The organism is Neoroseomonas terrae (assembly GCF_018129025.1).
Taxonomy (GTDB): Bacteria; Pseudomonadota; Alphaproteobacteria; order Acetobacterales; family Acetobacteraceae; genus Neoroseomonas; species Neoroseomonas terrae.
Window position 1 is genome coordinate 167001 of record NZ_JAAEDI010000005.1, and the last position, 25622, is coordinate 192622.

The window sequence follows — 25622 nt, forward strand, 5'->3', positions numbered from 1 at the left end:
GCATGCCGGCCCCCGCCATCGACCTGAACCGCAGCGCGGTCGCGCGCTACATCCAGCTCGCGACGCTGTTCAGACGCAGGATCGAGCAAGGCGCGTGGCGGATCGACCATCGCATTCCGACGGTCGACGACCTGGCGGCGGAATGCGGTGTGGCGCGCGCCACGATCCGCCAGGCGCTCGACCTGCTGGAGCAGGACGGGCTGATCGAACGCTTCCGCGCCAAGGGCACCTTCGTCCGCAGCGCGCCCACGGACAGCCGCCTGTGGTGCGATGTGGAAACCGACTGGTCCGGCCTGCTGCGATCGCGCGACGGGGCAGAGATCGAGATCCTTGACGACACGCCTGCCCTGTCGTCCACCGCGCTGCCGCCTGTCGAGATCGGCCGCCCGGCACCGCAATATCGCCATATCCGGCGCCGCCATTGGCGTGACGGGCAGCCCTTCCTGCTGGCGGATGTGTATCTGAACGACCGCCTGTCCCAGAAGGTGACGGCGGAAGCCCTGCGCAGCCGGACGGCGCTGAAGCTCGTGGCCGGCATTCCCGGCGTGCGCATCGCGGATGCGCGGCAAACGCTGACGATCGGCACGGCCGATGTGGAAACGGCGGCGGCGCTCCATCTTCCGCTGAATGCGCCTGTCGCCTTCGTGCGTCGCGCGGCGGTGGATGCGCGGGGCGTGCTGCTGCTGGTGGCGGACGGGATCTATCGCGGCGACGTGGTGCGGATCGATATCAAGCTGCGGTGAAAGCGGGCGCGTGCCCACGCGAGCAATGCCCGAATTCCCTTTGCAAGCCAACAGGTTGCGTTGTCGGTGCAGTTTAGTCGGAACGGACCGACGCCATCGCTCGCTGCGGTCAGAACGGCACGCTGCAGATGACCCCCCCGCACGCCCGGCGCCAAGTGGAGGTTTCCAAAGGCCCTTCGGCCTTTGGCGGGGAGAGGATTGGAGAGGGGCAGAGCCCCTCTCCAATCCACCTGTCGCGACTCGGGCGCCCCCGCGCGGACGGACCGCGAACGCCCTTGTGCCGCCTCCTGCTCGCCACCCACAAACGCTTGATCCCCAGCGCATTCGCGACTCGACGCATCGCCGTCAGCGATTCGTTCGCGCGACTCGGACCAAGTCACTGATTCAGCATGGGTGCCTGGGTGCGACTCCGGCGTGCTGAATCACCTTCTGTTCCGGAACGTCACGCCGGGCGTCGTGCGAGTGACCAGGACAGCGCGCCCAGCGCCACCGCGGCGATGCCGAGCGATGCCCCCAGCCCGATCGTCGTCGCGCCCAGCCCGAAGGCGATGGGGCCGAGCGACTGCCCGGTGAAGAAGGAGAAGGCGTGCAGCGACACGGCGCTGCCGCGGAACTGCTGCGAAAGCTCAGTCGCCCGCACCTGGATGGCGTTGTGGATCATGTAGAACGCCATGCCGAGCAGGAAGCCGGCGAGCACGACGACCCAGAGTGCCGGTGCGACGGCCATGCCGGCGAGGGCGAGAAGGCCGATGAAGCCGCCCAGTCGGACCACCGCCGCCTGGCCGAAGCGCAGCAGCAGCCAGTGGGCGAGCGCCGCATACCCCAGCCCGCCCAGCCCGAAGGCGCCGATCGCTAGGCCCGCTTCCGTCGTGCCGCCGATGCCGCGGTTGATCAGCAGCGTTGCGATATAGGGGAAGGACCCGAAGACGAGCCCGCCCTCGGCCGCGACCGTGGCGTAGAGCGGAATGGCCTGCGGATTGGCCAGGATCGTTCGGTATCGTCGTGCCGCGACCACGGGGTCGTAGCGGGTGATCGGTTCCTTCGCTGCGCTGCGCGATGCGAGGATCAGGGTAACGGCACCGATCACCGCCGCGATGGCACACAGCGCCAGCATGCCCCGCCATCCGGCAAAGGCGGCGATCGGCCCAGCGATCGCGCCGCCGGCGATCTGCCCGGAGATGCCGAAGATCAGCATGCGCGACAGTGCCACCTGTCGTTCCCGCAGCGGCACCGCGTCGCCCATGATGGCGAGGGTGAGGGGCATCATCCCGCCCGCCGCCGCGCCTGACAGCGCGCGGAAGGCCATCAGCCAGCCGAGCGAGAGCGCAGCCGCCGACAGCAGCAGCATCAGCACCAGCAGGCAGATGCAGATCGTCACGACGCGCCGCTTGCCGACGGAATCCGCGACCGGTCCCAGGATGGGCTGCACCAGTGCGAAGGGCAGTGTGTAAGCCGTGCCGAGCAGCGCGACCTGCGCCACGGTGCTGCCGAGGTCGTGCGCGATGTCCACCACCAGCGGGTCGGTCGCCCGCGTCGCGAGCGCGCCGGCGAAGACCGCGGGGCCGTACATCGCCAGCACGCGGTTCATGCCGCGGCGCCCCGCGGTCGCATCCTCGTCCGTCTTGGAGGCTGTCATGCCGCCATGCTGCGCCGCAGCGAAGGCGATCACAACCCATCCCGCCTGCAATGCTTTGCCGCTCGGGACGCAGCCCGGTAGGCTTTCCGCAAGCAGCGGGGAACGGAACCAATGGCCGAAACACTGGCCGTCGCGACGCCGAAGGCGCCGCCGGTGGAGCATGTCGATGTCCTGATCGTCGGCGCCGGCATTTCCGGCATCGGCGGCGCCTATCATCTACAGGAACAGTGCCCGGGCCGAAGCTTCCTGGTGCTCGAGGCCCAGGACGGCTTCGGCGGCACCTGGCGGACGCATCGCTATCCGGGCATCCGGTCGGACAGCGATCTTTACACCTTCGGCTATCGCTTCAAGCCCTGGGTGGGCCCGCCCATCGCGACCGCGGACGAGATCCTGAAATACATGGACGAGGTGATTGTCGAGAACGGCCTCGACCGCTTCATCCGCTACGGCCATCGCATCCGGTCAGCGCGTTGGGATTCGGGGACGAGCCGCTGGACCATCGAGGCAGAGCGCAAGGACGGCAGCGTCGCGCGTTTCACCACGGGATTCCTGTGGATGTGCCAGGGCTACTACCGGCATGAGGAAGGCTACACGCCGGAATGGCCCGGCATGGCGCGGTTCCGGGGCGCCATTGTCCATCCGCAGACCTGGCCGGACGACCTCGACTACAGCGGCAGGAGGGTGGTGGTGATCGGCTCCGGCGCGACCGCCGCGACCATCCTGCCGGCCATGGCGGGAAATGCGGCGCATGTCACGATGCTCCAGCGGTCGCCGACCTACTTCCGCACCGGACGCAACGGCATCGACATCGCCGACGAGCTGCGCCAGCTCCAGATCAACGAGGAATGGATCCACGAGATCGTCCGCCGCAAGATCCTGTTCGAGCAGGCTCGCTTCATCGACCGCACGCACAACGAGCCGGACACGGTGAAGGGCGAGCTGCTCGGCCAGGTGCGCGCCCTGCTGGGGCCGGACTACGACGTCGACCGTCATTTCAACCCCCGTTACCGGCCGTGGCAGCAACGGCTCGCCTTCGTGCCGGATGCGGATCTGTTCCGTGCCATCGCGGCGGGGGATGCCTCGGTCGTGACGGACGAGATCGAGACCTTCACCGAGACCGGCATCCTGCTGAAGTCGGGGGCGGCGCTCGACGCGGACATCGTCGTCACCGCCACCGGCTTCCACCTGAACGCGCTGGGCGACATCGATGTCACCATCGATGGCGAGACGCTGGCGTTCAACGAGACCGTCACCTATCGCGGCATGATGTTCACCGGCGTGCCGAACATGGCCTGGGTGTTTGGCTACATCCGCGCCGCCTGGACGCTGCGGGCCGACATGGTGGCCGATTTCGTCTGCCGCCTGCTGAACCACATGGAGGAGCGCCAGGCGCGGCGCGTGGACGTCGCGCTGCGGCCGGAGGATGCCGGGATGCAGCTCGGCCCCTGGCTGGATCCGGAGGAGTTCAGCTCAGGCTACGTGGCGCGCGGGCAGCACGTGCTGCCACGCAGCGGGGACAAGCCGGAATGGCGGCACGAGCATGATTACTGGGCGGAGAAGGACGCGCTTCCGGCGATCGACCTGACGGACAAGGCGTTCGTGTATCGGTGACGGACACGGAGAGGGGCGCCGCCCCTCTCCGCACCTCTCCCCGCTAGGCCATGGATGGCCTGGACCGCCGAAACCTGGCGCCGAGCGTGCAGGCCCTTCCGAATCGTCACGGTGCGTTTCGGGCGCAGGACCGGCTGCGACAGGGGAGAGAAACCACGCCGCACGGTGCCAAGTGAAGGTTTGCAAAGGCCTTTCGGCCTTTGCCGGGGTGGGGTTCGGGGAGGGGCAGAGCCCCTCCCTGACCTCAGGCGTCTCTGCGGACCTCAGCCGACCTTGTTCTCGATCAGCTCCTGCACCACGCCCGGGTCGGCCAGGGTCGAGGTGTCGCCCAGCCCGTCCGTCTCGTTCGCCGCGATCTTGCGCAGGATACGGCGCATGATCTTGCCCGAGCGTGTCTTCGGCAGGCCCGGCGCCCACTGGATCGCGTCCGGCGTCGCGATGGGCCCGATCTCCTTCCGCACCCAGGCAACGAGTTCCTTGCGCAGCGCCTCGGTCGGCTCGACGCCCGCCTTCAGCGTGACATAGGCGTAGATGCCCTGGCCCTTGATGTCGTGCGGCATGCCGACGACGGCAGCCTCCGCCACGGATTGATGCGCGACGAGGGCGGATTCGACCTCTGCCGTGCCCATGCGGTGGCCGGCGACGTTGATGACGTCGTCCACGCGCCCGGTGATCCAGTAGTAGCCATCCGCATCCCGCCGCGCGCCGTCGCCGGTGAAGTATTTGCCGGGGAAGGTCGAGAAGTAGGTCTGCGCGAAGCGGGGATGGTCGCCGTAGATCGTGCGCATCTGGCCCGGCCAGGAATCGAGGATGACGAGGTTCCCCTCGGCCGCGCCATCAAGGATGTTGCCCTCCCCGTCCACGATGGCGGGCTTCACGCCGGGCAGCGGCAGCGTCGCGGAACCGGGCTTCTGCGCGACGGCGCCGGGCAGTGGCGAGATGAGGATGCCGCCCGTCTCCGTCTGCCACCATGTATCGACGATCGGGCAGCGTTCGTCGCCGACGACGCGGTAGTACCAGAGCCAGGCTTCCGGATTGATCGGTTCGCCCACGCTGCCGAGGATGCGGATGGAGGACCGGTCGTGCTTTCTCACCGGCGCTTCCCCGTCGCGCATTAGGGCGCGGATCGCGGTCGGCGCGGTGTAGAAGATGTTGACCTTGTGCTTGGCGCAGACCTGCCAGAAGCGGCCATTGTCGGGCCAGGAGGGCACGCCCTCGAACATCAGTGTGGTCGCGCCATTCGCGAGCGGGCCGTAGACGATGTAGGTGTGCCCGGTCACCCAGCCGACATCGGCCGTGCACCAGTAGATCTCGCCGTCGCGGTAGTCGAAGACATTGTCGTGCGTGAAGGCCGCCCAGACCATGTAGCCGCCGGTCGTGTGCAGCACGCCCTTCGGCTTGCCGGTCGAACCGCTGGTGTAGAGGATGAACAGCGGGTCCTCGGCATTCATCCGCTCGGGCTCGCAGGTGTCGGGCTCACCGGCGGTCAGCGCCTCCCACCAATGATCGCGCCCGTCCTTCATCGCGACCGTGCCGCCGGTGTTCTTCGCGACGATGACGTGGCGGATGGAGGGGCAGGCCAGCAGCGCCTCATCCGCATTGGCCTTCAGCGGCACCTTCCGCCCGCCGCGCCGTCCTTCATCGGCGGTGATCAGCAGCGAGCATGCCGAATCCTGGATGCGGGAGGCCAGGCTGTCCGGCGAGAAGCCGCCGAAGACGATGGAATGGATGGCGCCGACCCGCGCGCAGGCGAGCATCGCGACCGCGGCCTCGACGATCATCGGCAGGTAGATGCAGACCCGGTCGCCCTTCTTCACGCCCAGCTTCCGCATGGCGTTCGCCAGCTTGCAGACGCGGGCGTGCAGGTCGCGATAGGTCACCTTGCTGTCGCTGTTCGGGTCATCCCCTTCCCAGATGATCGCTACCTGGTCGCCGCGCGTCGCGAGATGCCGGTCGAGGCAGGAGACCGAGGCGTTCAGCTCGCCGTCCCAGAACCACTTGATCGAAACGTCGCCCGTGAAGTCGACCGCCTTGATCTTCGTGGGTTCCTTCATCCAGGCGATGCGGGTCATTTCGGACCGCCAGAAGGCATCGGCGTCGCGCGCCTCGGCCGCGACCATCGCGTCCCGCTTCGCCGCGTCGACGCGCGCCTTCGCGGCGATTTCGGGCTTCACTGCGATGATGTCGTCCGCCATGGGCTGGCCTCCCTGACCTCGGGTTATTTCTGCGCCCGGATTTGGTGCCCCGATTTGCTTCAGGTCAACATTCACGGCGGTTGTGCCGGCTCATGCATGGGGCGGACGGCAGCGGGCCGGGGGCGGAGCCCCTTCCAGGGCGGCCTCACTGCCGGGACCGCAGTTCCTCGATCGTCACCGTCGCGTCGGCCGCGGGCACGCCGAGCCGTTTCATCGCGAAGTCCGCCATGCCGAGGGCGATCTCGGCCAGTCCCGCGGTCACGCCGGGGTCCGCCACGAAGCCCGGGGTGTGCGGGCCGACGGCGATGCCGGCGGCGACGTAGCCGATGACCGGCGTCAACCGGAGCAGACGCGCGGCGAACCCCAGGGTGCAGGCGAGGGCGAGCCCGACAACCAGCGTCGCGACCAACGGTTCGGCATGATCCATTGCCGGTACGATAGCCGGTTGAACGGAAAGGTCAGCCTTCCGGTGCGGTGTCCGCGCCGCGGCCGAGCGCGCGCGTCATCAGGATGCTGTCCACCCAGCGGCCGTGCTTCCAGCCCACGGCGGGCAGGTGGCCGGCATGGGCGAAGCCCGCCGCCGCATGCAGCCCGATCGAGGCCGCATTGGCGGCATCCCCGATCACCGCGACCATCAGACGGAAGCCGCGTTCCGTGCAGCCGGCGATCAGCGCGTCAAGCAGGGCGCGGCCGACGCCTCCCCCGCCTTCGCTCGGTGCCACATAGACCGAGTTCTCGACAGCAAAACGGTAGGCCGGGCGGGGGCGATAGGTGGAAGCGTAGGAGTAACCGATGACCCGGCCTTCCCGCTCCGCCACGAGATGGGGATAGCCGGCGGCGAGGATGGCGTCGCGGCGGCGGGCGATCTCCGCCGCATCGGGCGGATCGAGCTCGAAGCTGGCCAGGCCGTGTGCAACCCAGTGCCCATAGATGGCAGCGATGGCCGGAACGTCTTCGGAGCGACTGTGACGGATGCCAGGTGTGATCATGCCAGGAGCGTGGCGCGGAGCGCAGAGCCGAGGAAGACGGATGACCGCGGCGGTGGTGCCGCGGGGCTTCCTTCCTGGCCGCGGCTGGGCTATGGCATGGCGGGACGGACCCGTAGCTCAGCTGGATAGAGCGCTGCCCTCCGAAGGCAGAGGTCGTACGTTCGAATCGTATCGGGTCCGCCAATCTTTTCAATTAGTTAGCTGCCGCGCCGCCATCTGGGCTCGCCGCCTAGGTAGCAGATAGGTAGCGACAGTGCGGTTTTCCGGGCTGCGCTGTCGCGCACTAGGATTGCCCGGGTTGGGATGGACGCCCTAGGGTGCGGGCCTCCTAGCGGAAGCGGAATCCTGCCAGGTAGGCAACCGTTGGGTGGTTCGGGGGGGGGCGTTATCAGTCATGCAAACTGGCGACTGGATGTTACGAACTGCGCGATAGGCGCCGAAGGCGGGACCGCATGACCTTCTTGGCGGACAGCAATATCAACTGGTGCGCCATCCCATTGTTGGCAGACTGCCTCCCGTGAGCGCCGCTAATTCTCAGCGGCTTATCGACTTGGTCAGCGACCTGCTGGCGCAGGGAGAAGTTTCTTGGGTTGAATTCAAGCATAACAATTCAAACGCAGAGATGATCGCTACGCGAATTTCAGCGATTTCAAACTCCGCGTGCCTGTCGGGGCAATCAATCGGATATTTGCTTTGGGGTATTGATGACGTGTCCCTCAGCATCGTCGGCACCACGTTCGATCCGAACTCGTATAGAGTGGGCAATCAAGTATTTGCTCTCTGGCTCGCACAGCGATTAGCGCCGTCGATTGCCTTTCAATTCCACCAGGTAGATCATCCGCTCGGTCGGGTGGTGGTGTTGGAGATCCCCGCCGCAAACGCGGCGCCCGTCACTGCCAATGGTATCGCCTATATTCGGATTGGAAGCGCCACGCCGCGACTCACCGATTACCCCGAGCGGTATCAAGCGCTGCTTTCGGAGCTTCGCCCCTACGCATGGGAAAGCGGCATCGCCCTTCAGTATATAACGGCTGATGATGTTTTGAATTTGCTCGATTACGCGCAGTATTTTCGTCTCACGAAGCAACCGTTGCCAGATAATCGGGCTGGAATCCTAGAGCGCCTAACGGCAGATCATCTCATCATTGCGGATGTTGGGTCGAAATGGAATATAACTAATCTTGGAGCTATCCTTTTTGCCGCAGATCTGACCCTTTTCCCGCAAGCAATGGCACGAAAAGGGGTTCGATTTGTTTCCTATGGGGGAGCAAACCGAGCTGCCACGGTGAAGAATCGTCAAGATGGAAAGCGAGGCTATGCAGCCGGCTTCGAGGGGCTGATTGCCTTCATTAACGGGCTGCTGCCAAAGAATGAGCACATCGGGCAGGCATTGCGGGTCGAACACCCACTATTTCCGGAACTTGCCATCCGAGAACTTGTGGCGAATGCACTCGTTCATCAGGACATGACTATCTCCGGTGCGGGCCCACAAATCGAAATGTTCGAAGATCGCATCGAGATCACGAACCCCGGCGCGCCACTGCTGGCGCCGGACCGCATGATCGATCTTCCTCCGCGGTCTCGGAACGAAGCGATGGCATCTCTCATGCGGAGAATGGGCCTATGCGAAGAGCAGGGGAGCGGCTTGGATAAGGTAATCGCACAAGCAGAGCTGTTTCAGCTGCCCGCTCCTCTGTTCAAAGCTAGCGATGACGCATTCCAAGTGATTCTGTATGGTCCGCGGACGTTTGCCCAGATGACACCGGATGAGCGCGTGAGGGCCTGCTACCAGCATGCAGTGCTCAAATTCCTCAGCGGAGATCGGATGAGGAATGCGTCGCTCTGTGCCCGCCTGGGGATCGCCAAGCAGAATGCGGCTCAGGCCTCCCAGGTGATCACCTTGGCCCTTCAGCAGCGGCTGATTCGGCCTGCGGACTCCGATCACCCACGCTCCGGCTATGTCCCATCCTGGGCCTAGGTTTTGATCGAGTCTTGATCCGAACACCTATCCGCGCCCCCTCTCCGGATACAGGACGAGGCAATATCAATGGCTTAGACTGCACTGGAGGCGCGCATAGTTCTTGATCGGCTTTTGATAGGGCGCGCCTTTTCCGGAGACGTACTGCGCCGCCGCCGGGCGACGCAGCCACCGGCGCCAAGTGTCCTGCTACTGCAACGCTCCCGACCCCGGCATCACTAACCCCGTTTCAGCGATCGCCGCCTTGATCGCGGCCAGCGGCTCGGCATGCCCGCACAGGATGAACAGGACCGCTTTGCGCCGCGCCGCAGCGCGCGCCAGGTCCAACACATGCGCCAGCTCGTCAGCCGGCGGGATGGCCTTGGGCGGCCAGATGTAGCCGCTCGCCGAGGCGCCCGAAGGGACGCCCGGCGGGAGCAGCACCGTTTGGTGGGGCAGCATCGCCCACACATCCGGCAGCCCCCGGCCGAAGGGCGGCATCGAGGGGCGCGCAGCGGGCTTCGGCTGGTGGTCCGCGTCCTCCATCAGCCGTTGCCCTGATACCCGGCACCGGGATCGACCCAGCCTTGCGGTGCCGACGCGATGGTCGGGAAGCCCATGGAGCCCGGGTTGATCAGCCCGACTTCCGCGCCACCCCAGATCGGCTGCGACAGGTCCACCGCGCCGAGCTGCCAACCTTGATCCGGCGCGTACTGGTAGGTCGTATTGGCCCCGGCGGCGGTCATGTCCCGCTGAAACTGCTGGTCGTTGATGTAGCCTGTGACCGCGTTCTGCCGGTCGTTGATCAGCGCGCCGAACCCGCCACCATTGTCACCGTAGTAGTTGGTGCTCCAGTTGCCGCCAGGGGCGCCGTAGAAGCCGAGCGGCGTGCCCTGCGTGGACTGCCAGTAGTCCATGCCGCGTTGCTGCTCCCCAGGCCGGGTGAACAGCCCCCGCGCCGTGAGGTCGGCCAGCACGTTGGTGGTGAAGGCGCTCGCCTGGCCGGCGCTGAACGGATCGTCGGCGAAGTCGCCGGACGGGCGCAGTGCGTAGTTCTCGGGGGAGCCTCCCGACGTATCTGGCGTGTAGAAGTAGCCGCCCGGCGTCTGCCCCCTGCGGCTGAAATTGTCGTACCCGCCGACGCGGATCTATGCCCCCGCCATGTTGGGATTGAATTGCAGCCCCTGGTCAGCCGCCTGTTGGAACAGGTCGCCTGCGAACCAGTTGGCGAAAGGATCCGCATCGAGAGCCGACGCGCCGTTGTCGCCGCCAGAGCTACCCCAATGCAGGTTGCCGTCACCGCCGAAGGTGCCGAACGATGAGAAGTTGCGGCCGACAGTCGGGGGCGGGCCGATCTGGCTTCCGATGGCGCCGCCTGCGGCCGGGCCGATTGCCGACAGGAACAGGCCGATCGGCGCGAGTGGCGTCGGCAACATGGCTGCGCCGATCGACGCCAAGGCACTGCCGGCCGCGGTGCCCCAGGCTGCGTTCTCGGGGTTCCCGCGACGCCCGAAGCTGTTGCCGGCGATACCGCTGATGATGGACAGCGGCAGGGACGCGATCTGCGATCCAACATCGACGCCGCCGAACACCAACTCGCCGGATTCCAGCAGTCCCGGCGTCAGCGCTGCCGCTTCCCCGGCATTAGCGAGCGCCCCGGCACCGGCAGTGCCGGCCGCAACATCGCCGGCGAGGCCGGCAAACTGATCACCCGTCGGCATGGGTGCGTTCAGAATGGCGTCGGTGCCAGCCTGATTGACGGTCCACGACCCGGGCTCAAAGACGCTGTTCCAATTCGTGCCGAAGCCACCCAGCGCTGCCGTTGGGATCGACACACCGCCCGGCCCGAGGAACGACCCGCCGGGGTCAAACATGTTCTCGACCGATCCGAGGTCGGGGGCTTCGTAGGGCGGCGCAGCCGGCTCAAACCAGTCGCTCACTTGGTCGTAGATTAAGGGCGCTGCGCCGAGCCCGCCCAGCAGCAGCGACGCCAACAGGTTGTTGCCGCCACCGCCCGAGCCGCCACCACCACCACCGGCAACCCCGCCGGTCAGCGGGGCTTGCACGATAGCAGGTGTTACGCCGCCCCCGGCGGGATCAGCGCCCCGCGGGACGACGCCCGGAACCTCGACAATGCCCGGCGTCGTGCCGACCGACGCTCGGTTCGGATAACGCCCCGTCTGCATGCTGGGATCGTAGGGAATGCCGCCGATGTAGCGGGATGCGATTGCCATCGTGAAGACCTGCGCGGATATCGCACGATTCTACCGGCAATATAGAGTTATTGCCAGAATTCTTGCGGAAATATCGGCACAATGCGGGAATTAACTTCTGCCATCCTCATCGGTTTCACCGCAAGCCGCGTGACGGTGGCATCTCCCCTGCATCGCGAGCCGCTGCGCAAAGGTGCGTCACGGTGCTGCACCTAATCCGTGGTCAGCAGCCTGGGCAGTTCGGGTGACTGGCGGCGGGGCAAGGTGGGCGTTCAGACGGTAACGGAGGTCGGGCCGGATGTCCGTGCCGCCCTGGTGCTCAGCGCCTTCTCCGCCGCAGACCAACCGCGATTAAACCCGCGCTCCTCTGCCTCGTTCAGCAGCCTAGCCAGCGCCGCGCGTTCTGCCGCGCCGCGGTCTTTGCCCGAGTTGAACCACCATAACGCGCCGCGCCACACCGCGCGCGGCAACGTCCATGCGACGATCACCATCAACAGCGCGCCGCCGGTTTGCACGGCCTGCGCAAAGACGCTGGGCCAATCAATCCCGTGCAACATCCGGCGCTCCATCCACATCAAGGCTAACCTGTCGCGCCACAGGCACGGCCCGCTGATGGACGTTCCGTGGACTTCTCGATGAAGTCTCACGAGCCCCTCGCGGCCGTCAATTGTCCCCCGGTGACTGCTAATGACTTCACCCGTGCCGCATTGCGACCCGTTCGGCCTCCGGCACCCGGGCGGCATCGTGCCGGGCCATCTCGGCGGTCCCTCGCTTCCACATCGGCCTGGTTAGAGCGTCGGGAACGGCGCGCTGACCACCGTTGGCAGGATGTGTTGAACGCTTCGGGCAGATGCGCAACAACCTCCCCAGGTCTCCCAGTACAGCTGAGATAGATCGATGCGGCGCGCGGCAAGAATCTTCGGGGGCATCGTCATCGCCTATGCCTTGGCGGTGCTTATCCTCGCAGTGGCCTACCCGGTGTCGGCCATGGAGCGCGGCTACGTGTCGGATTGTATGGAGCACGACCGTGTCAGCCTGACGACGTGCCAGTGCAACGCGAGGGAGCGCGCAACTGACGTTACGACGATGAACGCCCCGTTGTTCTTTCTCGGTCTGATGAAGCCCGATTGGCGAGCGGTGGTCGCGGCGTGCCCAGGCAATCGATACCGCGGCGGAAACGAGTCGCCTTGAGCGTGAAGGTCGGGGCGGCGCGCATGGCGGCTAGGCGGTCAGCCTGCTGGTCGCGGGGGGTGGCGGCCAGGGCGTCCAACACGACGCCCTTGTCCATGTCAGTGCCGGCAACGCTGGTCAGCACGTCCTCGTCGATGCGCTCTCCGCGGGTGGCGTCGCGCTGTACGTCGCGCTCGCTGCGGCCAGTCTTCGCGGCAGTGTCAGAGGAAAAGGACGCCAAATTGGCGCCCTTTTCGTACCCGCCGCGCCCCACGCCACCCTGTCGTGTCTCGGGATGGATCGCCTCGTAAATATCCTTGCGCCGCCGCGTGAACACCGCCCGCTCGGCCAGTACTGCTCCGTAGTGGCTAGCGGAATCGGAACAACCTGAACCAGAATGTTCGCCTCGGTACGCGCGGGGTCGAAATGCGAGCCACAGTGCTGGCGCTCGTGGCGGGCTTGCTACTCGCGGCCTGCACGACCGTGCAGGAAGTTCGCCGCCCGGACGGAAGTCGCGAGTTCCTGATCGCCTGCGGCGCCTCGACCGGCTGGAACGTCTGCTACAGCCGCGCCAACGAGATGTGCCCGACAGGCTTTAACACTGTCCGGCAGGACGGCGGGTTCAACCGCAAAGAGATGGTTATCGCCTGCCCGAACGAGCCCCGACGACAGGCATCCACATGACCCGCACCCTCCCCCTAGCCACCCTAGAGGACGGCCAGGTGAAGGCGCGACGCGGCCCAAAACGCCGGACGGCTCGCTTCACCCCGGACCCCACCCCCGAGCAGGTCGCCCGGGCGCGCGAGCTTTTCAGCAACCTCTCCCCAGGCGGACAGCTCGCGGCCATCCGGTTCATCGAGATGCTGGCGAAGGATGAGGCGGGGCGGCGTTGAGTGGTCATCGCGGCCGGCGCAAGACCACCTCGGAAAGCAAGAGCGTTGCGGGCCCGTTCGCCACGACCCAGTAGCCTAGACCTTCGCCCTTCTCGGGTGCGGCGCGCTCCCCAGCAGCCGCCTTTTCGGCCAATCGGCAGGGCAGCGACGATGGAGCGAGGCTCGCCCAAAATGATGGCCATCGCAGCCGCCAAACACGCCGCATACTGGCTGACTGCGCTCACCATTCCTGCCCCAAGGTCCGTGCCGACGCGGAACGCGGGCCCTCGATCGACGTTGCGCGAGGCCCAATAAAAAGCCCGCCGGGTGCATGCCGGCGGGCTAGTTGAGAGTGCAGCCCGGTCGGGCCGAGCGCAATATGATGCGAAATCGTATCGTTGTGGCAGGCGGTCGTCTAGCCCCGAGGAGTCCGAGCAGACACCTACTTCACCCACACCGGCGCCCAAAGCACAGCGGCGATGATGGCGGATTAGACCAGCAGCCAGAATTCGAGCGGGAGGCGCATGCCACCGTCAACGAGCGCCGGCGGCCCCCCGCTGCACGCCTCACCGCTATTTGGTTGCATCCCCTACGCAATAGTTGCGTGGATGAGACGGTGGATAACGTGCATTGTTGATCGCGCCGTGAGCGATTGGCGCCTTCACAAACCTCGCGGTCCCGTTATCGTACAACCATGAAGCGATTTCCCGGGATCATCCTGAGCGCCTTGCTTGCATCCGCGGCCGCACTGCTGCTGGTGGCGGGTACGGTCTTGTTAGGCACCGTGGCGGAGACAGCCGGCATTTGACGGCCTAATCCGCCGTCACTGTGATCGTCTTCCCTGGCATATCGCCCGGCTTGCCGGGCTGGTGCGTGATGAAGGCGGCGAACGATCGGCCGTCGCCAATGCGGCTGATCTGAAAGCAGAAGCCCTCGGGGCCGAACTCCTCGATCGCCCGCTCGTTAGCGAGCCTTCGCGCCTCTGCCTCTAGCGCTGGGTCTTCTGACGGCCTCTTAAACTTGCTTCTGAACTTGGGCATGGCGCCCTCCGTGGAAGAACGCGGGGGAGAACGGCGCGTTGCTGCGAGGCGCGGTTCGTCGCTGGCCACAAAAGTGCGCCCGCCAGCGGGGGCAGACTGCTGGCGGGCCGATTGAGCAGTATGAGATGGCCTCGAAAGGGAACGAGGCACCCGCAGACTGACCGATCGGGAACCGTCACGAAATAACCTAGGATAAGCGGCCAAGGGCGTCGGGCCGATTCCAACAAAAAGCCCGCCGAGCGGATGAGGCCGGCGGGCAAGTTTGGACTGACCGCCGGCTCCCTGGCTTGGTAACCATGCGGTTCCCGCACCCTGCCAGACGAACTCCGTCCCGCCTAGTCCACCCCGAAATCCGCCCGCGTCGAGGGATGATCCGCCTGCCGATGCACCTCGACCGACCGCGTGTCGGCGCAGACCGTGACGTGAGCCCGCGGGCCGCCGCAGATCGTGTGGCGCATGCGCCTGGCGGTGTATCCTAAAACACTGCTGTCCCGGGGCGGCTACGCATCACCGAAAATCCCGCGTCCCCGGCATCTTCACTCGCCGCGATCCCGGCTCAGGCCGCTTCACCTCGTCCGCCCGCCCCAGCATCCGCTCTGCCCAGGCGCCGTCGTCCTGACCGTCGATCCGACCGATCTGGTCCAGCAGGTCCGACCGGTCGATGATGCGCGACGCGATAAGATGCACGATGGGCACCTCCGCGTGCTTGTCCTCACGCTCGACACGCCCTTCGATCAGCATCAGCCGTGATGTCAGCAGCGGCACGCGGTCGCGCGCCGAGATGTGCGCATAGGCCACCACGTTGGCCGTGCCGTGCTCATCCTCGATCGTCACAAAGATCACCCCCTTGGCCGTCATGGGCTGCTGCCGCATCAGCGTCAGCCCCTGCACGCGGACGCGGCGACCCTGCGACGCGCGCGCCAGGGTGCGGCACAACATCGCGCCAGACCGGATACGCTCGCGCGACGTGCGAATGAAGGGTTCCAATTACGCTCGCGTCGCGACTCAATAGGAAAGGAATGTGATTGGCGTCGAGAATAGGCGGGAAACTCCTCGTTAGAATCACCGTTCGGCGGAGGTTGATCCATGGCGGTGCCGGTGCCGAATCTTGACCAGATCCTGGTATTCGCCATCCTCGGCGCCACCCTCGCCCTCTTCATCTGGGACCGCTTCCGCTACGACCTCGTTGCGCTGACGGCACTGGTCGCGGGGCTCGCCGTCGGTGTCGTCCCGGTCGCGGATGCCTTCAAGGGGTTCAGCGACGATGTCGTCGTCATCGTCGGCTCCGCGCTCGTCATCAGCGCCGGCATCGGGAAGTCGGTGCTGGTCGGCCGCGCGCTGCGATACGTCGAACCCCACCTGCGCAACACGGGCGCGCGCGTCTTCGCGCTGACGCTGGGGGTCACCGTGTTGTCGGCACTGATGAAGAATGTCGGCGCGCTCGCGATCTTCCTGCCGATGGCGGTGCAGCTCTCGCGCCGCAGCGACACGCCGATTTCGGCGCTGCTGATGCCCATGGCCTTCGGCTCGCTGGTCGGCGGGCTGGTGACGCTGGTCGGCACCTCGCCGAACATCCTCGTCTCCCGCGTGCGGCAGGAACTGGGCGGCGAGCCCTTCGCGATGTTCGACTTCGCGCCGGTCGGCCTCGCCATCGCCGCCGTCGCACTGGTCTTCCTCGCCTTCGGCTGGCGGCTGCTGCCGCTGCACCGCAAGGCACAGGCCGGCGCGGACGAGGCCTTCGAGGTCGGCCCCTACATGTCCGAGGCCGAGGTGCCCGAGGGCAGCGCCATGATCGGCAAGACGATCGGCGAGTTGGAGGCGCTGACCGAGGGCGAGATCATCGCCGTCGCCCTGCTGCGCGAGGGCCGGCGCCGCTACGTGCCGAACGGCGCTTGGCGCATCTTCGCCGGCGACGTGCTGATCCTGCAGGGTGATCCGCATCGGCTGACCGAACTCGTCGCCGAATCTGGCATCGAACTCGTCGGCGCCAAGGAAGGCGCGCCCAAGGAGTTGCCGACCGAAGAGGTCGGCGTGGTGGAGGCCGTGGTTACGCCGGACTCCCTGCTGGTCGGCGCGACGGCCCGACAGGTGCGGTTGCGCGACGTTCATGGACTGAACCTGCTGGGCGTCGCGCGGCGCGGGGAATCGATCACTACGCCCCTGCGGAAGGTGCGCATCCGCGCGGGCGACGTGCTGGCGCTGCAGGGCCCCTCGGCGGCGATGCCGGACGCGCTGCGCGCGCTGAACTGCCTGCCGCTGGTCGATCGCGGCACGGGGCTGGGGCAGAAGCGGCAGGACATCTTGCCGATCCTGATACTGGCCGTGACCATGGGGCTGGTCGGCTTCGGCATCGTGCCCGTTGCGCCGGCCTTCTTCGCGGCCGCCGTGCTGACGGTGGTGCTGGGCGTCCTGACGCTGCGCGAAGCCTATGAGGCCGTCGACACGCCCATCCTCATCCTGCTCGCCTGCCTGCTGCCGATCAGCGACGCGGTGGCATGCACCGGTGGTGCAGAACTCATCGCAGGCGGCCTCGCGGAGGTCGCGGGGCTGGTGCCGGCGACGGGCGCCCTCGCGCTCATCATCCTGCTCGCCATGGGGCTGACGCCTTTCCTCAACAACGCGGCGACGGCGCTGATCCTGGCCCCGGTTGCGGCCGGCGTGGCGACGCGGCTCGGGTTCAACGCAGACCCGTTCCTGATGGCGGTTGCGGTGGGTTGCGCCTGCGACTTCCTCACGCCCGTGGGGCACCAGTGCAACACGCTGGTGCTGGGTCCAGGCGGGTATCGCTTCGGCGATTACTGGAAGCTCGGCCTGCCACTGTCGATCATCGTGCTGGTTGTGGCGACGCTGGTGATCCCGCTGGTCTGGCCGCTCCGGCCGGGCGGGTGATCCTGTCATCGAGCCCGAACAGGTTGGCGCGCGGGCTTGAAGCGACGGCCCCGCGCGTAACCAAAGAGGCAGCCGAAAGGCCGACCGTTGTCAGAGGTCGGTCAGACCGCCGAGCACGCTGCCGACGGTATCCAGCGAGACCTTCGCCACCGTCACCGTCGCCTCCGCCGCCATGCTCGCGGCGCTGATCGCGGCCTAGCCGGCGCTGGACGCCACGATTTCCACCGCGGTGATACCCAGGTCCACCACGGCGCCAACGCCGTCGATCGCCTCGGCGATGCCGGAGCCCTGCTGTGGCTGCTGGCGCTCCACCTCGCGGCGGGCTTCTTCCTCGGCGTTAGGGGGCATCGGGATCATGTGGCTATCCTCCGTCCGTCGTGGCGCAACCGGCGATGAAGCCCTTCACCCCACCAGCGCACCGCCGACCGTCAGCCCGCTCATCTTCAGCGTCGGCTGTTCCAGACAACGGTGAAGGATTGCCGGAACGGCCGCAGCAGATGCAGCAGGGGCCCGCTTTCCGCCCCGCCGCTGTAGCTCAGGACGACATGGCGATGCTCGGCCAGGTGAAGTGCCGCGGCCGTGACGATGGCGTTTTCGTGGAACGCCAGATCGTCGTCGCTTCGGAATTCGCGCGCAGCCGAGATATGCGGTTGGCGCGCGCCGCGCGGGACGCCCGATGCAATATGATCACTCATCGTCATGTTCTCCGAAAGCGGCGCAGCCCGCTCGCCCGAACGGGTCCCGGGCACCGCGCGGCAAGGCTGTGAGTTCAGGGCAGCGGCTCATTCACTGCCGCCATGATCGCGACTTCGTCGTAGGCGCCCTTGGCAATCAGCGCCGATCGCATTGCCTCGGCCAGCCCTTCGAGGGCGTCGTCTGGTAGCGCAGAAAGGACAGAGTCGCCTTGGGGGCCGTCGATAAGCGCCTCGACGCGCAAGCGGTCGGCGTCAGACCATTCAGCGAACGGACCCACCGGGATCTGGGGGCCGGCATGGCGCTCCAGCTTGATTACTCTCGCATCAAGCCTCGTCATCGGAATGCCTCTCTACGCCGGTGACGATAAGCAGCATGTTCGCACCGGGCGGCGCTTCGGGCGTCCCGAACTTCTTCAGCATCGCCCGCTCGATGGTCGCGTCGTCACCTGCGGCGGCGCAGACGATCTGCAACGGCGCGTCCTTGTCCTGCGTCTTGGCCTCAAGCGACTCCACGCGGCGCGATAGCTGATTGATCATCGCGGGTTCCTTTCTTCCAGAGCAGTGATGCGGGCTTCGAGCTCCGCGGTTTCGATCGCGCGACGCTGCGTTTCCAGGATCGCCGCCACCGCTTGGCCTTCCTCGGGGGAGAGGTCGCCGGCAGCGACGGCCAGCGTCACCGAGGACAGTGCTGCGGCGACGCTGGCGGCGTCCGTCGTAGAGGGCATATCCAACGCGACGGGACGACCCTTCCGTTCCGGCCAGAGACGGCGCAGCAGGATCTCGGCGGCTCGCATGTCCCCGCCCTTCGCCTCCTCGACGACCTTTCGCATGACGTCGGCGGCGCCTTCACTGCCGATGGCGTCCAGGGCCTTCAGGGCCTCGTGGCGGGCGCCCAGCGGTCGGCCGGCGGGGTTCCCCGAGGTGCCCCGTGGCCACGGTCGGCCCCGCTGCTTGGGGCCTGTAGTTTCAGCGTCATCGCTCATGTCGTGATGATCTCCACGTCGTCGGTTTCGAGATGGTCGGGCGGGTGGCAGGTCGAGCAGCGCAGCGCCGTCGCCGGCTCGTCCTTTAGGTGCCACCAGCGGTGGCTAGCGCAGGTCGGGCAGGCGCCTGGCTGTCGGCGCGCCTCGTCAAAGGCGCCCCGGCGCTCTGCACCGAACGGGAGCGACGACCAGACGTGACGGTGCGCATGGAAGCCGCGCGACAGTCCGTCGCGAAGTTCGTCGGGCCGATCCGGCCGATAGGCGGAAGGCGCGGCGGCTCCGTAGTGCGCCACCATCGCCGCGCGTTCACCTGCGTCATGGTCCATCGGGGCAGGCTCGGTGGGCGGAGGCGGTGGCGCAGGCGCCGCCGTCCCGAGGACCCGCGCAGCGCCGTCCGCCTTCTCCGCGTCAGTGAGGCCCCATGCGTCGCGCGGCGGAGGCGGCGCTGCATTGGCTGTCAGCAACCGCAGCACGTCGTCGCGTTGGGCACGGAGAGCCGCAAGCAGATCGGGCGCGGGCGGGCGCGCAGCCCGAACCCGCACCTGCTCCCCTTCGACCCACAGACGCACGCCCTCCGCCTGCGCGCGGGCAATGATCGCGGCGGCGCTCACAGCGTCGCCTCGAAGGCTTCGGACCCTTCGTTCCCGCCAAAGGGGGGATACTGATCCGCTACACCGCTACAACCCAGGTCTTCTGCCGGTTTGAACCCATTTTCGGAACCGCTACAGGGGGTATCGTGTAGCGGCTCGGAATTCGCCGCAAACCCAGGCCTTTCCTCACTTGTAGCGGTGTAGCGGCTCGAATGGGGGGGATTAGGCGAAGAAGACGTGTCCGAGGGCAGGTAGCGGTTCCACGCCTCCTCGAAAGCGTCGCGGTGGTAGCCCTTCGGCACCTTGCCGTCCGGCTGCCGCAGGTTCGCAGGTCGCACGCCGAACGGTGCCAGGGCGCGGGCAAGCTGTGTGGGCGTCATCGGCTTCCCATGCTTCCATTCGGGCCAGGGACGCTCCTCCATCTGCCCCAGGTGCTCGCAGATGCCCGCGCTGGTCAGGCGCGTGGCGCTGCTGCCGAGGAACAGCTGCCGCAGATCGGCCAGCAGCAGTGCGCCCGCTTCCATGGTGCCCTCGGCGGCGTTGCGGATGCCGAACACCTCCAATAGCGCCGCACGGGCCCGTGCCGGCCACTCGCCGCCGGCAGAGTCCGCGATGGCAAGCAGCGGCACCGAGATATCGCCTTCCCGGTCGCCCATCGCGTCTGGGATCTCGGGTGTCAGCGGCAAGGTTGCGCCGTGGTCCTGCGCCCATCGCGCGAGGCACCGCGCGGCAATGTGCAGTGAGTCCCGCGCCCCGAGGGCCCGCAGCTTCACCACCGTCTCGGCCGCTGCCTTGCGCTGCAAGGTGATCGGCACGCACCGATCCGCCAGCGTGTCCGGCAGCTTGCCGATGCCGGCCAGAGCAACCGGGCAGAAGGTAGCGAAGCGCACGGGGCGATGCTCGCCGTCGAGCTCGACCACGCGGATCACCTCCGCGGCGTTGTCGTCGCCGGGTGCGAAGCCGTTGGCGCGGCACCAAGCGACGGCCTCGGACTTCGCCGTGCCGGCCGGGAAGTCGCTGCGCCCGAGTACCTCGCGCCGCGTGCGCCATACCGGCTCCTCGCGCACCGGAATGCCCTCCTGATGTGCGATCAGCTGCAAGTGGGCCGCCAGCCCGCAGGCGAGGCGCGTGGTGCTGGAGCCGCCGCTGCCGAGCGGCGCTTCGATCGCAATCTCGGCCGGGTGGTGCTGGCGGATCAGCGCATGGATCCAGCGGATCAGGTCGGAGTAGACCACGCCGTGGGCCCGGCCCTGTAACTCGACGGTGCCATATTCCGGGTGCGCGCCGGGCACACCGGCGCACCAGCCGAACTTGCGGGCCAGGTCGAGGGCGAGGACCGGCCGTGGTCGCGAGCGATCCGGCCAGTCGAAGAGAGGGGCGGCGCTCATGCCTGGGCCACCTCGCTCGCGAACGGGTTGGCGTAGGGCGGCCACGCAGAGGCGATCGGGATGCCGCCGTGCTCGGTCATCAACCAGGATGCAACGGTAGCGATGGAATTCATCGCCGCGTGGATCGTGCGCTCGCGTTGGGCTTCGGACAGTTCGTAGTGCAGGAGGCCATCCAAGCCGGATGCCGCGGCGCTCAATGCCAGCGCGGCATCGCCACCGGAGCGCACGGGCAAGAACGCGGCAGCATTAAAGATGATCGTCTGCCGGGCGAGGTGAGCGTGCGTCACCTCGTCGTCGCTGTGCTTCGGCTCAAGCGAGCCGAGTGCCGTAGCAATTGCGGACAATGTGGGCGGTGGTGCGGGCGCGCGACCGCTGAATGTGGTACAGACGTGCTCAGCCATGATCGCGAACTCCCATTCGCGGTTGCGGTGAGGCCGAGCAGGGAGATTCCACCTTCCTCGCTCGGCCGTTCCTTGAGGAACGGCATGAAACGTGCCATTCTATCTAAATGGATGCAAGCGAAAACGGCATGCCAGATGCCATTTCGGCAGGGCAAGTCCGAGCGGCCAGGGCGCTCCTGGGCTTAACACGGGAACAGTTGGCCGACGCCAGTGCAGTTCCACTGAGGACGTTGGCCAGATTTGAGCTCGACGACGGGAGCCCGCAGCAACGGACACTTACAGCCATCCGCACTGCCCTCGAAGCCGCGGGCGTAGAGTTCATCCCAGAGAACGGGGGCGGGGCAGGGGTGAGGTTGCGGAAGCCGGCTGCCGAGCTGTCTCCATCGGACTAGGAGCCAAGGCGCAGCTATCCACTTCCTCCAACCGGATCCGTTGATAAACATAGCGAGACCGTCGGCTCGGAGGACCACAGTGAATCGTCTTGACGCGGCTCGTATGGGCGTCGCTTTCAGTATGCAAATCTTGAGGCACGAAGTGCGGGACGACCGGTTCATCCGAATCATCGAGGATTTCGCGCGCCTTGTCGTGTCATCCGAGGACGCCTGCGCGCGCGCCATGGAGTCCGGCCGCGACGACTTCGCCGACGCGGTCATCTCTACGGAAACGGATTACCTGGAAGACCTGATAGGTGCGATTTTTCTGATGCTGCAGACGAAGATCCGTCGAGTAGGCGTGGCGGCATGCGAGACATCGGAGGCACTGACGGCCGGACATGGTGCGGCTAAGAGGTGGCCCGATGCGAGAGCGGTCCGCGCGGAAAGTGGTAACTACAAGAATACCGGCCACCCCCTAATTGAGTTGGTGTGGGCTGTCGGGAACTACTTTAAGCACCAAGACGAATGGGCGCACGATGTATGGACGCCGCAAGGTAACTCTAGGGATGTGAAAACACGGAAGATGGTGGAAGCCGTGGGCATTGTGGAATCCTCGACCGGTAATATGCGGACCGCACTAGCGTTCTTGGGCGTCGACCCACACTCGTGCGGCAAGCTGGCGCAGGACGTCCAGAATTGGGCCGACGAGATTTTACGCAGCGCCGAAGCAGTACAGTTCAAGGCATCACGCCAGGCGCAGGAGAGTGCCGGCTCAACGGCGGGCGGCAGTACGGTCTGAGGTTTGGAAGCTCAGACGATGCCCGTAACGACCATGGTTCCAGAAAACAAGGTCTCAGGCTCACCGCCAGGAGCCCCAGACCCACCGCTCCAGTAAGCCCGCGCTTTGCGTTCCGTCTCGCCGAGAGATTCACTCTCGCCAAGAAGGAGCATCGCGTCCGTCTCCAGCGCTAACCCTGTCGCTGACACCTCTACAATCCGTGTCGGCGTCAGCTGGTCAAAAGCGAGCCGACGCTTCCAGATCTCGAGCGATGTGGCGTCCGTGAGCCACATGCCCCGCTGCCGTGATGGGCGATCAGGGAACTCCGCGGCCCGAACGGACTCCCACAGGAGTTCCCGGGCGAGCATCATGAAATGGCGGGCCGTCAGGCGCGCCTCTCCAGCGAACGCCCGCCAGTCCCCTGGCGTAAACGCACCGCTCGCGACGTTATCAATGTACCGGATTGCCGGCACAGGTAGAACCTTACCGTCTGCTTGTCGTACCGGGAACGACCGTGCCGGACCGCGATAAAATCCGAAGAAAGGGTTCTCGGACAAGCCCGCTTCGACTTGTTGCCCCACTTCTAAGAGGTATTGTGGAGAATGAGGCAGCACTCTATTGATGTGGAAGAAAGTTTGGTTTTTCACTAGGCGCAGCATTCAACATAACCCTCCGAAATTGAGCACGATACAGAGCATGCGACCAGGAGCGCCATTCACAACTGATTCGCTCGATGAGCTCTATAGTGCAATCTCGGCACCTGATGGGGTCGCAGTATCGGTTCTCCAAGACTGGCTGTCTCGTTTTACAAGCATGTCCATCTCTGCCCCGGACCTGCAAGCGTATCGGGAAGGACGAGCGCCATGGAAGAAGCTCAAGGATGAAATTGTCCCGGTCGAGCATTTCCTTTCCGAGCGCTATCAGGTCGATGCGCGCATCCGATTTCCCCTTAACGATGAGCCTCCAGACGCGTGGTTGACGCTTGCCGGCGCCGCCTCGGTGGGAATTGAAGTTACAAGTGCGCATGCTCGTGCGCAGGTTGAAGTGGGCAAGAGTCTCGCCGCTGGCGCTGCCGTTCCGGGGTTCATCCCTCTTCCGGATGAAGCGCCAGCCGTCGTGTTTGCTCGCGCGAGGAAGCGAGGCCGGATTCTGAACAGTCGCGCATCCGTTGATGAGATAATAGATCGTGCGATTTCATCTCGGTTCCAGCGCAAGAACCAAAGCAAGTTTGCGGGGTACATCTTGCTCGTTACTGCTCCGCTCCGGTCGTCGCCGCATCGAAGTCCGGACAGCATAAGAGCCGCATTATCACACGAAGCTCAGCTGTTGCCCTTCGCTGAAGTATACGTGCTCGACACTGCGCGACGCGGCATGTTGATCCAGTTGAAGTAGTAGCCTACCGGCCAGCTATTTGCCCTTAGCTCCGCCGCGAGACGCTGCCACACCGCTTCGCCGGCAAGCACACCGTCCGGGCATTGTGGACCGGGGGCAGTCGCCTATGACGAAGGATCGGGGAAAGGCGCTGCTGAGAACATCGGTTGTGATGCTGGCGGTGGCGCTGGGCCCCGCCCGAGCCTGCGGCGGAGTCCGATGCCGTCTTCCTGACCGTCGCGCTGTCAACTCGACCGGGCGGCCACTGCTCGGCTATGCGGGCTGTTGTAGGCGCCGCTGCTAAGGCGGCGCGCCCGCTCGGCGAAGGCAGCGCCGCCCACCGTCGCAGGGGAGCTAGGCTGGAGGCTGTAGGGTCACCGTTGCGCGTCGGGACTTCCGGCAGAAAGCAGAGATCGAGGAGATGTTTTCCGAATCGCCAGGGTTCCGGGCCGAGTTCGCATTCCGCCTCAAGAAGAACTGATCGGCTCTCAATCGCGCAAAGATGGATGCAGGGCGGCTTGGAGGAGGGTGAACAAGAAGCGACCGATCCAACCGCGAGTGGGCCTGATTAGGGGATTGGGTGGCGCCCCACCGAATCTCGGCAACCGCAACGGATGCGGTGTTCGACGTTAGGCGGGTCGCCTTGCCATCACGCTCGGCACTCCGAGAACCTCGGCGCCCGTCTCGCCTTCCATCTTGCGAAGTGTGGCGCTGGCGATTCGATCGGCCGCGGGAAACACCGCGTCGCCTGCGTGGATGTAGCCGCGCGTCACACCGCCGCCTTTATGGCCGACCAGCGCACCGATGGTCGCTTCCGTCAGGCCCAGGTCGTTGCCCAGGCTAGCGAATGAGTGCCGCAGAACGTGCGGCGTCACGTCCGGCGCCAGGCCGCCCGCCTTACCAATCCGCGCGAACAGCGACGGAAAGCCGCTCATGGTGCCTTTCCCGCGGCTCGGCGGGAACACCAGCGCATCGGCATTGCCCGCCCCCATCGTCCGAAGCACGTTGCAAGCCGCGACCGCCAGGGGTCGGATGCTGTGGCCTGTCTTCGACATGGGCAGCGTCGCGGTGCGCCGGGCGAGGTCCACCATCCCCCAAGTCAGGCCCAGCGCCTCGCCGCTTCGCCATCCCGTCAGCGCCAGAAACCGCGTCACAGCGATCGCCGCCGGCCAGACAAGCGCCTTGCCTGGCTTGTCGTCGCTGCGCGGCTGGATAACCGCGGCAGCGGTCAGGCCTTTCCCAAGCGCCGCATAGTCCACGTCGGTCAGGCGTCGCTCGCGGCGGCCATCGGCGTAGCGCACGGTCCCTGTCACTGGATTGTCGGGGCGCATGCCCTTCTTCACTGCGTAGGTGAACAGCGCACCCAGGAGCCCCACCGTGCGGGCCGCCGCGCCCTTCCCGCCGCGAACGATGGACAGAGCCCGCGGCTTCCCGAGCTTCACCCGTTGCCGCGTCCGGCCTTCCGCCACGTCGTGCATGAAGCCCTCGACGTCCTGCCGAGTGACGGCCGGCACCTTCATGGTCACGAGCAGCGGGCGGATATGGCCGTCGATGCGGCTGCGGTCGGTCAGGAGGGTCGATGCGCGCTTGCTTGCACCGCGGCGCGTCAGCAACCGGCCCGCTTCAGCGTCGGCCAGGTAGAGCGTGCAGAGTTCGGCCACTGTCGCGGCAGGTCGTTGGCCTCGCGTACTTCCTCTACATCGGCTCCCCGTCGTCGAAGGAGAACG

The 25622-nt window shown here is 66.3% G+C and carries 32 protein-coding genes and 1 tRNA gene; 10 read left to right on the plus strand and 23 right to left on the minus strand.

Annotated elements, in window-relative coordinates; all coding sequences use genetic code 11:
* The first annotated feature begins 2 nt into the window (after nucleotides 1-2).
* Nucleotides 3-743, plus strand: coding sequence for a GntR family transcriptional regulator (locus tag GXW78_RS05985; RefSeq protein ID WP_211866958.1), 741 nt, complete (start codon nucleotides 3-5; stop codon nucleotides 741-743).
* A gap of 442 nt (nucleotides 744-1185) precedes the next feature.
* Here GXW78_RS05985 and GXW78_RS05990 read toward each other — a convergent pair whose 3' ends face one another.
* On the minus strand, nucleotides 1186-2379 hold the full coding sequence (locus GXW78_RS05990; protein WP_211866960.1) for an MFS transporter: 1194 nt from the start codon (nucleotides 2377-2379) through the stop codon (nucleotides 1186-1188).
* 111 nt (nucleotides 2380-2490) lie between these two features.
* Between GXW78_RS05990 and GXW78_RS05995 the strand changes: the two genes are divergently transcribed.
* Nucleotides 2491-3990, plus strand: coding sequence for a flavin-containing monooxygenase (locus GXW78_RS05995; RefSeq protein ID WP_211866962.1), 1500 nt, complete (start codon nucleotides 2491-2493; stop codon nucleotides 3988-3990).
* Nucleotides 3991-4253: 263 nt separating this feature from the next.
* Here the strand turns inward: GXW78_RS05995 and acs are convergent, their stop codons facing one another.
* From acs to GXW78_RS06010, 3 genes are all read right to left on the minus strand, one after another.
* Nucleotides 4254-6185: an acetate--CoA ligase gene (gene acs, locus GXW78_RS06000; RefSeq protein ID WP_211866964.1), complete on the minus strand. Its 1932-nt coding sequence runs from the start codon at nucleotides 6183-6185 to the stop codon at nucleotides 4254-4256.
* Between the two features lie 145 nt (nucleotides 6186-6330).
* A complete protein-coding gene (locus GXW78_RS06005) occupies nucleotides 6331-6612 on the minus strand; it encodes a cation:proton antiporter (protein WP_211866966.1) in 282 nt (93 codons plus the stop codon).
* Nucleotides 6613-6643: 31 nt separating this feature from the next.
* Nucleotides 6644-7174 carry a GNAT family N-acetyltransferase gene (locus GXW78_RS06010; RefSeq protein ID WP_211866968.1) on the minus strand — a complete coding sequence of 177 codons (531 nt, stop codon included), beginning with the start codon at nucleotides 7172-7174 and terminating at the stop codon, nucleotides 6644-6646.
* A gap of 106 nt (nucleotides 7175-7280) precedes the next feature.
* On the opposite strand from GXW78_RS06010, the gene GXW78_RS06015 reads away from it, so the two are divergent.
* A tRNA-Arg gene (locus GXW78_RS06015) sits at nucleotides 7281-7357 on the plus strand.
* 334 nt (nucleotides 7358-7691) lie between these two features.
* Complete coding sequence (locus GXW78_RS06020; RefSeq protein ID WP_211866970.1) at nucleotides 7692-9152, plus strand: ATP-binding protein; 1461 nt, start codon at nucleotides 7692-7694, stop codon at nucleotides 9150-9152.
* A 189-nt stretch (nucleotides 9153-9341) separates the two neighbouring features.
* Here the strand turns inward: GXW78_RS06020 and GXW78_RS06025 are convergent, their stop codons facing one another.
* From GXW78_RS06025 to GXW78_RS06045, 5 genes are all read right to left on the minus strand, one after another.
* Entirely contained in the window at nucleotides 9342-9677 is a 336-nt protein-coding gene (locus GXW78_RS06025) for a hypothetical protein (protein WP_211866972.1), read from the minus strand.
* On the minus strand, nucleotides 9677-10108 hold the full coding sequence (locus tag GXW78_RS06030; protein ID WP_211866974.1) for a hypothetical protein: 432 nt from the start codon (nucleotides 10106-10108) through the stop codon (nucleotides 9677-9679). Before GXW78_RS06030 ends, GXW78_RS06025 begins: the two co-directional genes overlap by 1 nt.
* Before the next feature lie 171 nt (nucleotides 10109-10279).
* A complete protein-coding gene (locus GXW78_RS06035) occupies nucleotides 10280-11365 on the minus strand; it encodes a hypothetical protein (protein WP_211866976.1) in 1086 nt (361 codons plus the stop codon).
* Between the two features lie 251 nt (nucleotides 11366-11616).
* On the minus strand, nucleotides 11617-11919 hold the full coding sequence (locus GXW78_RS06040) for a hypothetical protein (RefSeq protein WP_211866978.1): 303 nt from the start codon (nucleotides 11917-11919) through the stop codon (nucleotides 11617-11619).
* Between the two features lie 503 nt (nucleotides 11920-12422).
* Complete coding sequence (locus GXW78_RS06045) at nucleotides 12423-12851, minus strand: hypothetical protein (protein WP_211866980.1); 429 nt, start codon at nucleotides 12849-12851, stop codon at nucleotides 12423-12425.
* Between the two features lie 101 nt (nucleotides 12852-12952).
* Between GXW78_RS06045 and GXW78_RS06050 the strand changes: the two genes are divergently transcribed.
* Nucleotides 12953-13198, plus strand: a complete 246-nt coding sequence (locus tag GXW78_RS06050; RefSeq protein ID WP_211866982.1) for a hypothetical protein — start codon at nucleotides 12953-12955, stop codon at nucleotides 13196-13198.
* The gene (locus tag GXW78_RS06055) at nucleotides 13195-13407 is read left to right on the plus strand and encodes a hypothetical protein (RefSeq protein ID WP_211866984.1); all 213 of its coding nucleotides are present in this window, start codon (nucleotides 13195-13197) and stop codon (nucleotides 13405-13407) included. Before GXW78_RS06050 ends, GXW78_RS06055 begins: the two co-directional genes overlap by 4 nt.
* Nucleotides 13408-14198: 791 nt before the next feature.
* Here the strand turns inward: GXW78_RS06055 and GXW78_RS06060 are convergent.
* The 4 genes from GXW78_RS06060 to GXW78_RS28590 form a co-directional block, all read right to left on the minus strand.
* Nucleotides 14199-14426 carry a hypothetical protein gene (locus GXW78_RS06060; protein WP_211866986.1) on the minus strand — a complete coding sequence of 76 codons (228 nt, stop codon included), beginning with the start codon at nucleotides 14424-14426 and terminating at the stop codon, nucleotides 14199-14201.
* Between the two features lie 335 nt (nucleotides 14427-14761).
* Complete coding sequence (locus GXW78_RS28220; protein ID WP_272876796.1) at nucleotides 14762-14884, minus strand: hypothetical protein; 123 nt, start codon at nucleotides 14882-14884, stop codon at nucleotides 14762-14764.
* Nucleotides 14885-14933: 49 nt separating this feature from the next.
* Nucleotides 14934-15284, minus strand: a complete 351-nt coding sequence (locus GXW78_RS06065; protein WP_211866988.1) for a hypothetical protein — start codon at nucleotides 15282-15284, stop codon at nucleotides 14934-14936.
* Nucleotides 15244-15492, minus strand: a complete 249-nt coding sequence (locus GXW78_RS28590; protein ID WP_211866990.1) for an FMN-binding negative transcriptional regulator — start codon at nucleotides 15490-15492, stop codon at nucleotides 15244-15246. Before GXW78_RS28590 ends, GXW78_RS06065 begins: the two co-directional genes overlap by 41 nt.
* 20 nt (nucleotides 15493-15512) lie before the next feature.
* Between GXW78_RS28590 and GXW78_RS06075 the strand changes: the two genes are divergently transcribed.
* Entirely contained in the window at nucleotides 15513-17315 is a 1803-nt protein-coding gene (locus tag GXW78_RS06075) for an SLC13 family permease (RefSeq protein WP_211866992.1), read from the plus strand.
* A 195-nt stretch (nucleotides 17316-17510) separates the two neighbouring features.
* Here the strand turns inward: GXW78_RS06075 and GXW78_RS06080 are convergent, their stop codons facing one another.
* The 8 genes from GXW78_RS06080 to GXW78_RS06115 all read right to left on the minus strand — a co-directional run bounded on the left by GXW78_RS06080 (nucleotide 17511) and on the right by GXW78_RS06115 (nucleotide 21372).
* Nucleotides 17511-17672 carry a hypothetical protein gene (locus tag GXW78_RS06080; RefSeq protein ID WP_211866994.1) on the minus strand — a complete coding sequence of 54 codons (162 nt, stop codon included), beginning with the start codon at nucleotides 17670-17672 and terminating at the stop codon, nucleotides 17511-17513.
* Between the two features lie 86 nt (nucleotides 17673-17758).
* Nucleotides 17759-18010, minus strand: a complete 252-nt coding sequence (locus tag GXW78_RS06085; protein ID WP_211866996.1) for an adenine nucleotide alpha hydrolase family protein — start codon at nucleotides 18008-18010, stop codon at nucleotides 17759-17761.
* Between the two features lie 74 nt (nucleotides 18011-18084).
* Nucleotides 18085-18348 carry a hypothetical protein gene (locus tag GXW78_RS06090; RefSeq protein ID WP_211866998.1) on the minus strand — a complete coding sequence of 88 codons (264 nt, stop codon included), beginning with the start codon at nucleotides 18346-18348 and terminating at the stop codon, nucleotides 18085-18087.
* Nucleotides 18335-18547 (minus strand): hypothetical protein, encoded by a 213-nt coding sequence (locus GXW78_RS06095; RefSeq protein WP_211867000.1) that lies wholly within the window; start codon nucleotides 18545-18547, stop codon nucleotides 18335-18337. The genes GXW78_RS06090 and GXW78_RS06095 overlap by 14 nt, the downstream gene beginning before the upstream one ends.
* A complete protein-coding gene (locus GXW78_RS06100; RefSeq protein ID WP_211867002.1) occupies nucleotides 18544-18993 on the minus strand; it encodes a DUF5681 domain-containing protein in 450 nt (149 codons plus the stop codon). The genes GXW78_RS06095 and GXW78_RS06100 overlap by 4 nt, the downstream gene beginning before the upstream one ends.
* The gene (locus GXW78_RS06105) at nucleotides 18990-19604 is read right to left on the minus strand and encodes a hypothetical protein (protein ID WP_211867003.1); all 615 of its coding nucleotides are present in this window, start codon (nucleotides 19602-19604) and stop codon (nucleotides 18990-18992) included. Before GXW78_RS06105 ends, GXW78_RS06100 begins: the two co-directional genes overlap by 4 nt.
* Nucleotides 19601-21016: a DUF3631 domain-containing protein gene (locus GXW78_RS06110; RefSeq protein WP_211867004.1), complete on the minus strand. Its 1416-nt coding sequence runs from the start codon at nucleotides 21014-21016 to the stop codon at nucleotides 19601-19603. Before GXW78_RS06110 ends, GXW78_RS06105 begins: the two co-directional genes overlap by 4 nt.
* Complete coding sequence (locus GXW78_RS06115) at nucleotides 20968-21372, minus strand: hypothetical protein (protein WP_211867005.1); 405 nt, start codon at nucleotides 21370-21372, stop codon at nucleotides 20968-20970. Before GXW78_RS06115 ends, GXW78_RS06110 begins: the two co-directional genes overlap by 49 nt.
* A gap of 128 nt (nucleotides 21373-21500) precedes the next feature.
* Between GXW78_RS06115 and GXW78_RS06120 the strand changes: the two genes are divergently transcribed.
* Together GXW78_RS06120 and GXW78_RS06125 are read left to right on the plus strand one after the other, a co-directional pair.
* Entirely contained in the window at nucleotides 21501-21764 is a 264-nt protein-coding gene (locus GXW78_RS06120; RefSeq protein WP_338147696.1) for a helix-turn-helix domain-containing protein, read from the plus strand.
* 79 nt (nucleotides 21765-21843) lie between these two features.
* Nucleotides 21844-22545, plus strand: a complete 702-nt coding sequence (locus tag GXW78_RS06125; RefSeq protein WP_211867007.1) for a hypothetical protein — start codon at nucleotides 21844-21846, stop codon at nucleotides 22543-22545.
* A gap of 11 nt (nucleotides 22546-22556) precedes the next feature.
* Here the strand turns inward: GXW78_RS06125 and GXW78_RS06130 are convergent, their stop codons facing one another.
* A complete protein-coding gene (locus GXW78_RS06130) occupies nucleotides 22557-23183 on the minus strand; it encodes a DUF2441 domain-containing protein (protein WP_211867008.1) in 627 nt (208 codons plus the stop codon).
* A gap of 154 nt (nucleotides 23184-23337) precedes the next feature.
* Here GXW78_RS06130 and GXW78_RS06135 point away from each other — a divergent pair, with 154 nt between their 5' ends.
* Nucleotides 23338-23916 carry a hypothetical protein gene (locus GXW78_RS06135; protein ID WP_211867010.1) on the plus strand — a complete coding sequence of 193 codons (579 nt, stop codon included), beginning with the start codon at nucleotides 23338-23340 and terminating at the stop codon, nucleotides 23914-23916.
* 608 nt (nucleotides 23917-24524) lie between these two features.
* Here GXW78_RS06135 and GXW78_RS06140 read toward each other — a convergent pair.
* Entirely contained in the window at nucleotides 24525-25556 is a 1032-nt protein-coding gene (locus GXW78_RS06140) for a tyrosine-type recombinase/integrase (protein WP_211867012.1), read from the minus strand.
* Between the last annotated feature and the right edge of the window lie 66 nt (nucleotides 25557-25622).